Source organism: Pseudomonas sp. P7779 (genome assembly GCF_013386315.1).
In the GTDB taxonomy this organism is placed as follows: Bacteria; Pseudomonadota; Gammaproteobacteria; order Pseudomonadales; family Pseudomonadaceae; genus Aquipseudomonas.
The window spans coordinates 10,987-18,524 of sequence record NZ_JACARZ010000132.1; the positions used below are offsets into that span (position 1 = coordinate 10,987).

Here is a 7,538-nt window from a genome sequence, read left to right on the forward strand (position 1 = left end):
GGCCGGCATTCCGGCTTTTCGAAAGTGAGCGGAACCCATATCAGCCATAACAAAAATAACGGATATGTACACCACCCCCAAAAAGCCCTACCGCAAGGGCCCCAAAACCTGCCGATACCGCTCCACCCCCTGGCCCGTCTCCCGCACCAGAACCACCTCGATCCCCAGCGGTTCCTCCTGCCGATTCCCACTCAACTGCCGCCACCCCTTGTCCCAAACCCGCACCTGCAAATCCCTGACCTGCCCAAGCACCGCCACCGCATCCCTGGGCGCCGGCAGCGGATACCGATCCCGCGCCGGTGCAGCTGCCCGGTACAGCGTGTCGCCCTTGAGCCACCACCGCACCCGCTGCAACCCATCCCCAGGAACCGGCGCACTCCGGATCACCTCCAGCCGAAACCCTTTGCTATCCGAACTCCTCACCGACACCGCCGCCAACCCGCCAGGCTTCGGCGCGTCTTCGCCAATCGGCGGCCCCAACTCAACCCCCGCGCGCAAGCTCACATCCAGCTGCATCTGGTTCAGCGCCCGCAACAACACCTCAGTCTGCTCACTGCTGGCCTGCAAATGCTGATCAGCCCGGGTCACACTGTCCAACCCGCGCCAGGCAATCACACTGACCACCGCCATCAACATGATCGCCACCATCACCTCGATCAGCGTAAAACCCTTCTGGTCACTCATGACTCACCACCCGCAACAACCCCGCCGCATCCCGTTGCAGGCTCAGGCTGTATTGCCCATCCGACAGCACCACCCGCACTGGCGGGTTCACCCATTCAGCATCCAGCACCAATGTTTTCCCGGGCTCGATGCGCACCTGCATCGGCGCACTGTCCCAGGCCCGCGGACGCAGTTGCTGATCGCCGCTGAAGTTCTCCACTCCCAGCCCATCATCGGTAACGCGGCTGAAGCGAAATCCCTTGGCATCGGCTTTCCAGGTAATCGCCCGGCCATCGGCACGCGCCTCGGCCTGGGCCACCTGCAGCAACTGGCTCAAGCGTTCCGCGTCCTTGCGCAGCAGGTGCAGCGGATCAGGCTTGATGCTCAGGCTGATGGCCGCACTGGCGATGCCGATGATCACCAGCACCACCATCAACTCGATCAACGTGAAGCCCTGCTGTTTCATTTTTTGCTCCCTGATCAACCGCTGAAATAAAAAGGTGTGAATTGCCCTGTAGCCTGAGGCGACGGACAAACAGGAGGTCCCGCCCATGGCATTCATCCATCGTTTTTCACCCGCCCATGGCGTCCAGGCCTTGGCGTTGCTGGCGGCGCTGGCAGGGGTGGCGACCTGGACGCCACTGTTGCTCACGTCGGCCGAGTCCCACACCCCGCAGGCCGCGCCCCAGGCGTTGGCGGCTCGCAGCGACAACCCCGCCGTACAATGGTTTTCCAATACCCCGGCGGTGATGCAGATCAGGGTCTCCGGGGTGCTTGCCGGGGCGCGTGGGGCGGTGGCGATCCTCAGTCTCAACGACGGCCCGCCCCGCAGCTTTTTGTTGGGTGAACGCCTGAGCCCCGGCGTGCGGCTGACGGCCATTGAAGGCGATAGCGTGGAGATCGAGCGCGGCGCGGAAAAAATCCGCGTGCCCCTCGACAAGTTGCCCGACGGGCCGGCGTTGCCAAGCCTCATTCGGCAGTAACCGGGCGCTTCACCGGCGGTCGCCCCAGCAGTGTCTCCAGGCGTGCCAGGGGTGGCGCTTCCCGGGTGGCGTCCAGCACCTGCACGCTGACCTGGAACAGGCGCCCATCCGGCCCGTTGCTGATGGTCTGTTCGCAACGCAGTTTCAGCCGGCCCTGGTCGCAGTCGAACGTCTTGCGCCCGGTGCTCACCCGACCTTCCAGGCGCAGTTCCGCCATCCGCCCCTGGGCTGCCAGCAGCGCCATCGACTTGTCCCGCAGCAGGCCGTTGCTGGTGGTCATCAGCCCGGCCACGCGTACCGCCGCCGCCATGGCCACGGCGATGATCGCCAGTGCCACCAACACTTCAATCAGGGTGAAACCTTGCTCGTTGCGGGGCCCGCCCATGGCGTACTCAAAACCGGGAAACAGGCCCGCAGACTAGCCCCGGGAGTTGACCGATTGGCGACCAAAGCTCCCGAGGATTTTCAACATGACTGACATGTGTTCTTGCAACACTGCGCCACGAAATGCACTCAAGCCAAGGAATGTCGACATGGATATCGCACACTTCACGTCAGCGCGCAGGCAGCGCGGTTTCACCCTGATCGAGATCATGGTAGTCGTGGTGATCCTGGGGATTCTGGCGGCGCTGGTGGTGCCCAAGGTGCTCGACCGCCCCGACCAGGCGCGGGCCACAGCGGCCCGGCAGGACATTGGCGGGCTGATGCAGGCCCTGAAACTCTACCGCCTCGACCACGGCTCGTATCCCAGCATGAACCAGGGCTTGAAGGTGCTGGTGGAACGCCCGGCCGATGCGAAAAACAGCAACTGGCGCGCCTACCTCGAACGCTTGCCCAACGACCCGTGGGGCAACCCGTATCACTACCTCAACCCTGGGGCCAACGGCGAAGTGGATGTGTTCTCCCTCGGCGCCGACGGGAAACCTGATGGTGACGGCGTGAATGCCGATATCGGCTCCTGGCAGCTGTAAGGCCGGCGATGAACAGCCATTCGCCTACAGCGGCGAAGCAGCGCGGCATGGCGATTATCAGCGCCTTGCTGATCGCCGCCGTGGTCGCGGTGATTGCCGGCGCCATGCTCACCCGGCAAACCGTGTTCACCCGCAGCCTGGAAGCTGAACAACTGCGTATCCAGGGCCAATGGTTGTTGAATGGCGGCCTGGAAACCAGTCGCCAGCTCCTGTGGGACGCGCGCCGCCAGGACGTGTTGACCCGGCTCGATCAACCGTGGGCAAGGCCCCTCGGCGGTGCTTTCGAGGGGCGGATTGAGGATGAGCAAGGCAAGTTCAACCTGCGCAACCTGGTGACCCAACAACACCCGGACGCCGGGCAATTGCAGAGCTTCGAACGCCTGTGCCAGTTGATCGGCATCGAGCCGGCCGTGAGTCGCCGCATCAGCCGGCGAGTGATCGACTCATACGACCAGCGCGAGCTCGGCGCCTCGCTTACCGGCGGTTTCAACAGCAGCCGGGATACCTCGCCCGGTGCCGCCGCGCCATTGATCCCGGCCAAGTACCCGATGTTGCGCAGCCTCACCGACCTCAGCGGTATCGAAGGCCTCGACCCGCGCCAACTGCGGCGCATGGCGAGCTATGTCAGCGTGCTGCCCGGCAATACCTGGGTCAACGGCAATACCGCCAGCGCCGAGGTACTCAGCAGCGTGGTGCCGGGGCTCAGCCTGTCCCAGGCTCAGGCACTGGTGGCCGAGCGCGACGGCGGGCGCTGGTTTGTCAATCGCGGGGATTTCGTCAACCGGTTGCGCATGCCACAGGTCGCGGTGGACACGGTGCAGGTGGGGATCACCAGCGAGTGGTTTCGCGTGCACGGCCAGGCGCGCCGCGAGCAGCGTCGGGTCACGCTGGAGGCGTTGCTGTATCGCCCGGAAGACCGTCAGCCCCAGGTGATCTGGTCGCGGGTGGGCGTATGAAGCGTTTGCGCATCGGCTTGCCGCCGCTGGATGAACTCACCACCGAGAGCCAGGTGCAGTTCGCCTGGCTGGACCGCGCCGGGCAGGTCAGCCAGCAGGGCGAGGGCCGCCTGGCGCAATGGGCGAATACCCAGGCGGAGTGTTTTCTGCATCCACGGGACAGCTTGCTGACCAGCCTGGAGCTGCCGCAATTGCCCTCCGCCAAGGTCGACGATGCAGTGACCTGTGCGGCCCAGGCATTGATCCTCGGCCCGCTGGAGTTGATGCATGTGGCCCACGGTCCACGGGACAGCAGCGGCCTGGTGCAGGTCGGCTGGTTGCCCAAAAGCAGCCTTGAGCACCTGGGCCGGATAACGACCCAGCTGAAAATCAAAGTGCGTGGCCTGTACCCGGCGCCCTACGCGCTGCCGGTCAGCGGGCCAGCGAGCGCGGCCTTCTGCGACGGGCATTTGCTACTGCGCCATAGCCTGCAGCAGGGCGCGGTACACCCTCTGGGGCAGCAGGCGCTGGATGACCTGCTCGCCACTGGTGTCGATGTGCTCCATGTGGCCGACGATGCCCGTTGGAGCGGTACCGCGCCGGGCTGGGGTTTGCACGGTCGGCTCCAGCAGGCGGCAACCGGTGGCTGGGGCAGGGCGGCGGCCTGCACGGCGCTGGCGGTCGCCATCTGGGCCCTGGGCCTGAACCTCTACGCCGCCCGCCAGGTCGACGAAGGCCAACGCCTCAAGGCGCAGATGAGCCAGCAAGTACGCCAGGCCTTCCCCGAACTGCCGGTGATTCTCAACCCGCTGCAACAAGCCCGTCAGCAACTGGCCGCACGCCAGAGCGGCGCGGCGGCCGAACCTGGGCAGCGCTTTACCGGCTTGCTGGCGCTGGCGGGCAGCAGCCTGCCGTCCATGGCGGGCAGCGTCGAGAGCTTGAGCTACGAGCAAGGCCGCCTGCAGCTGAGCCTGCTGCCGGACGCCCGGACCCCGGCGCTGGCCGCTGACGCGCAGGCGCTGCTGGCCCAGGCCGGGTTCAGCGCCCGTCGCGACGACCAGGGCTGGACAGTCGGCCCGCTCACCGAGCGCGTTGAAGCCGATGCAGACGATGAGGCCGAAGATGAATAAGCGTTGGCAGCTTCTGCGCAGCCAGGCCCAGGTGTTCTGGAACGGCCTGGCCATGCGTGAAAAACGTCTGTTGGTGGGTGCCGGCCTGGTGCTGGCGGGCCTGCTGACCTGGTTGCTGTTGATCCAGCCACCGCTGAAGAAAATCGACTACTGGCAAGCCGAAACCCCGAAACTGCGCAGCCAGGCCGAGGCCTTGCAGGTGCTGCTGCAAGGCGTCGCCCCAGCCCCGCGCAGCAGTGACCTGGAAACCGCCTTGCACCAGTCCCTCGACAACGCCGGGCTGCAGGGCCGCTATCAATTGCAGCCGCAGGACACCGGCAGCTGGCGCCTGACCTTCGACGACGCCCCGGCGGACGCGGTGATCGACTGGCTGCTGGCCAACCCCCGGCCGTTCTCCCTGGAAGTCTCTGCGGCCCGCCTGCAACGCGCAGGCGAGGCCACCCCTTCAAACTCGGCCGGCACCTTGTCCGGGACCGTTCGCATGGATCAGGCGCCTGGCGCTAAGGAAGCTTCATGAAGTGGTCATTGCCCAACGCTGCGCCTTATCGCAAGGTCGCCCCTTTGCTCTTGTTGGCGCTGGGAGCGTGCAGCAACCCCCAATCCTCCGCGCCGTTGCTGGTGGACAGCGAGCTCGGCCAACCCCTGGCCGACACCCGGCGCAGCGGCGACACACCACTGGACCGCCAGCGCGAAACCGTGCCGCCACCCCGGGTGCAACACCCGGTGACCAACAGCGCCCGCAGCCATGGCACCGCACCGGCCAGGGCGCGCAACCCGCTGGGTGATCAACCGGTACAACTGAACTTTGTCGACGCCGATATCCAGGCGGTGGTGCGCGCCTTGTCCCGCGCCACCGGCCAGCAATTCCTGGTGGACCCGCGTGTCAAAGGCAACCTCACGTTGGTCAGCGAAGGCCAGGTACCGGCGCACCAGGCCTACGACATGCTGCTGGCGGCGCTGCGTATGCAGGGCTTCAGCGTGGTCGACGTAGGCGGAGTGGCCCAGGTGGTGCCTGAGGCGGACGCCAAGCTGCTGGGCGGGCCGATCTACAGCGGCGCCAACCCGGGCGGGCAGGGCATGCAGACCCGCACCTTCCGCCTGCAATACGAAAACGCGGTGAACCTGATCCCGGTGCTGCGCCCGATCGTGTCGCCGAACAACCCGATCAACGCCTACCCCGGCAACAACAGCATCGTGATCACCGACTACGCGGAAAACCTGGCGCGGGTGGCACAGATCATCGACGGCATCGACACCCCGAGCGCCATCGACACCGACGTGGTGAAGGTGCAGAACGGCATCGCCGTGGACATCGCCGCCATGGTCTCGGAACTCCTCGAAACCCAGGGCGCCGACCAGACCCAGAAGATCAACGTGATCGGCGACCCGCGCTCCAACTCCATCATCATCCGCGCCGGCAGCCCGGAGCGCACGGAACTAGCGCGCAACCTGATCTACAAGCTCGACAACGCCCAGAGCAACCCGAGCAATATGCACGTGGTGTACCTGCGCAACGCCCAGGCCGGCAAGTTGGCGCAGTCGCTGCGGGGCTTGCTGACCGGCGAGAGCGACTCCGGTACCAGTGATAATGCCCGTGGCAAGTTGAGCAGCATGGGCGGCAACACCCAGGGTGGCCAGGGCAGTACCCAGAACAGCAGCGGCACTCCCACCGGCAGCGGCACTGTCCAGCCCAGTGGTTACGGGCAGGACACCAGCAGCACCGGAGCCTCTTCCCCTACCGACCAGAACACCGCGTTCAGCGCCGGTGGCGTGACGATCCAGGCGGACGCCACCACCAACACCTTGCTGATCTCGGCGCCGGACCCGCTGTATCGCAACCTGCGGGAGGTGATCGACATGCTTGACCAGCGTCGCGCCCAGGTGGTGATCGAGAGTTTGATCGTCGAAGTGGGCGAGGACGATGCCAGCGAGTTCGGGGTGCAGTGGCAGGCGGGGAACCTGGGCGGGAAGGGTGGCTTTGGCGGGGTGAACCTGGGGGGCAGCGGCTTGAATGGAACCCCCACCAGCAAGACCAGCATTGATGTGTTGCCCAAGGGTTTGAACATCGGGCTGGTGAATGGCTCGGTGGACATTCCGGGGATTGGCAAGGTGCTGGACCTCAAGGTGCTGGCCCGGGCATTGAAGAGCAAGGGCGGGACCAATGTGTTGTCGACGCCGAACCTGCTGACCCTGGATAACGAGGCGGCGAGTATTTTTGTGGGGCAGACGATTCCGTTTGTCACCGGTAGTTATGTGACGGGCGGCGGCGGCACGAGCAATAACCCGTTCCAGACGGTACAGCGCGAGGAAGTGGGGCTGAAGCTGAACGTGCGGCCGCAGATTTCCGAGGGGGGGACGGTGAAGCTGGATATTTATCAGGAGGTCAGCAGCGTCGACACGCGGGCTTCGGTGGATGCCGGGACGGTGACGAACAAGCGGGCGATTGATACGAGTATTTTGCTGGATGACGGGCAGATCATGGTACTTGGCGGGCTGTTGCAGGATGGGTATAGCCAGAGCAATGACGCGGTGCCCTGGTTGTCGGATATTCCGGGGTTGGGGGCGTTGTTCAGGAATGAAAAGCGCAGTGTGACGAAGACTAATTTGATGGTGTTTTTGCGGCCCTACATTATTCGTGACGGTGGGGCGGGGCGCAGTATTACGCTGAACCGCTATGAGTTTATGCGCAGGGCCCAGGGTGGGTTGCAGCCGGAGCATAGCTGGGCGATGCCGGATGTGCAGGCGCCGCAGTTGCCTTCGGTGGATAAGGCGATTCCCGGGGGGCAGGGGGTTAGGGCGGTGATTCGGGCGGTGCCGCGGTGATTTGGGGTTTGGATGGGGGGCATATCCGTTGCT

At 65.2% G+C, this 7,538-nt stretch carries 9 protein-coding genes; 6 read left to right on the plus strand and 3 right to left on the minus strand.

Going from position 1 to position 7,538, the window contains the following annotated elements:
* Positions 1-87 precede the first annotated feature (87 nt).
* A complete protein-coding gene (locus HX869_RS29150; protein ID WP_087695372.1) occupies positions 88-684 on the minus strand; it encodes a type II secretion system protein GspJ in 597 nt (198 codons plus the stop codon).
* Positions 677-1,129: a type II secretion system minor pseudopilin GspH gene (gene gspH, locus HX869_RS29155; protein ID WP_008431410.1), complete on the minus strand. Its 453-nt coding sequence runs from the start codon at positions 1,127-1,129 to the stop codon at positions 677-679. The genes HX869_RS29150 and gspH overlap by 8 nt, the downstream gene beginning before the upstream one ends.
* A gap of 85 nt (positions 1,130-1,214) precedes the next feature.
* Between gspH and HX869_RS29160 the strand changes: the two genes are divergently transcribed.
* Positions 1,215-1,646 carry a type II secretion system protein N gene (locus tag HX869_RS29160; RefSeq protein WP_008431409.1) on the plus strand — a complete coding sequence of 144 codons (432 nt, stop codon included), beginning with the start codon at positions 1,215-1,217 and terminating at the stop codon, positions 1,644-1,646.
* On the opposite strand, the gene gspI is transcribed toward HX869_RS29160, so the two are convergent.
* Positions 1,633-2,031 carry a type II secretion system minor pseudopilin GspI gene (gspI, locus tag HX869_RS29165; protein WP_008431408.1) on the minus strand — a complete coding sequence of 133 codons (399 nt, stop codon included), beginning with the start codon at positions 2,029-2,031 and terminating at the stop codon, positions 1,633-1,635. The two genes, HX869_RS29160 and gspI, sit on opposite strands and share 14 nt — an antisense overlap.
* Positions 2,032-2,179: 148 nt before the next feature.
* Between gspI and gspG the strand changes: the two genes are divergently transcribed.
* The 5 genes from gspG to gspD are packed head-to-tail and all read left to right on the plus strand — an operon-like array spanning position 2,180 to position 7,505.
* The gene (gspG, locus tag HX869_RS29170) at positions 2,180-2,617 is read left to right on the plus strand and encodes a type II secretion system major pseudopilin GspG (RefSeq protein WP_003218660.1); all 438 of its coding nucleotides are present in this window, start codon (positions 2,180-2,182) and stop codon (positions 2,615-2,617) included.
* An 8-nt stretch (positions 2,618-2,625) separates the two neighbouring features.
* The gene (gspK, locus tag HX869_RS29175; protein ID WP_158660285.1) at positions 2,626-3,573 is read left to right on the plus strand and encodes a type II secretion system minor pseudopilin GspK; all 948 of its coding nucleotides are present in this window, start codon (positions 2,626-2,628) and stop codon (positions 3,571-3,573) included.
* Complete coding sequence (gene gspL, locus HX869_RS29180) at positions 3,570-4,682, plus strand: type II secretion system protein GspL (protein WP_178904043.1); 1,113 nt, start codon at positions 3,570-3,572, stop codon at positions 4,680-4,682. The genes gspK and gspL overlap by 4 nt, the downstream gene beginning before the upstream one ends.
* The gene (gene gspM / locus HX869_RS29185; RefSeq protein ID WP_003218654.1) at positions 4,675-5,199 is read left to right on the plus strand and encodes a type II secretion system protein GspM; all 525 of its coding nucleotides are present in this window, start codon (positions 4,675-4,677) and stop codon (positions 5,197-5,199) included. Before gspL ends, gspM begins: the two co-directional genes overlap by 8 nt.
* Positions 5,196-7,505, plus strand: coding sequence for a type II secretion system secretin GspD (gspD, locus tag HX869_RS29190; protein WP_177037217.1), 2,310 nt, complete (start codon positions 5,196-5,198; stop codon positions 7,503-7,505). Before gspM ends, gspD begins: the two co-directional genes overlap by 4 nt.
* Positions 7,506-7,538: the final 33 nt, after the last annotated feature.

Excerpts from the sequence above, each read along its gene's own strand:
- HX869_RS29150 (WP_087695372.1), bottom strand. The coding sequence starts at position 684 with ATGAGTGACCAGAAGGGTTTTACGCTGATCGAGGTGATGGTGGCGATC.
- gspH (WP_008431410.1), bottom strand. The coding sequence starts at position 1,129 with ATGAAACAGCAGGGCTTCACGTTGATCGAGTTGATGGTGGTGCTGGTG.
- HX869_RS29160 (WP_008431409.1), top strand. The coding sequence starts at position 1,215 with ATGGCATTCATCCATCGTTTTTCACCCGCCCATGGCGTCCAGGCCTTG.
- gspI (WP_008431408.1), bottom strand. The coding sequence starts at position 2,031 with ATGGGCGGGCCCCGCAACGAGCAAGGTTTCACCCTGATTGAAGTGTTG.
- gspG (WP_003218660.1), top strand. The coding sequence starts at position 2,180 with ATGGATATCGCACACTTCACGTCAGCGCGCAGGCAGCGCGGTTTCACC.
- gspK (WP_158660285.1), top strand. The coding sequence starts at position 2,626 with ATGAACAGCCATTCGCCTACAGCGGCGAAGCAGCGCGGCATGGCGATT.
- gspL (WP_178904043.1), top strand. The coding sequence starts at position 3,570 with ATGAAGCGTTTGCGCATCGGCTTGCCGCCGCTGGATGAACTCACCACC.
- gspM (WP_003218654.1), top strand. The coding sequence starts at position 4,675 with ATGAATAAGCGTTGGCAGCTTCTGCGCAGCCAGGCCCAGGTGTTCTGG.
- gspD (WP_177037217.1), top strand. The coding sequence starts at position 5,196 with ATGAAGTGGTCATTGCCCAACGCTGCGCCTTATCGCAAGGTCGCCCCT.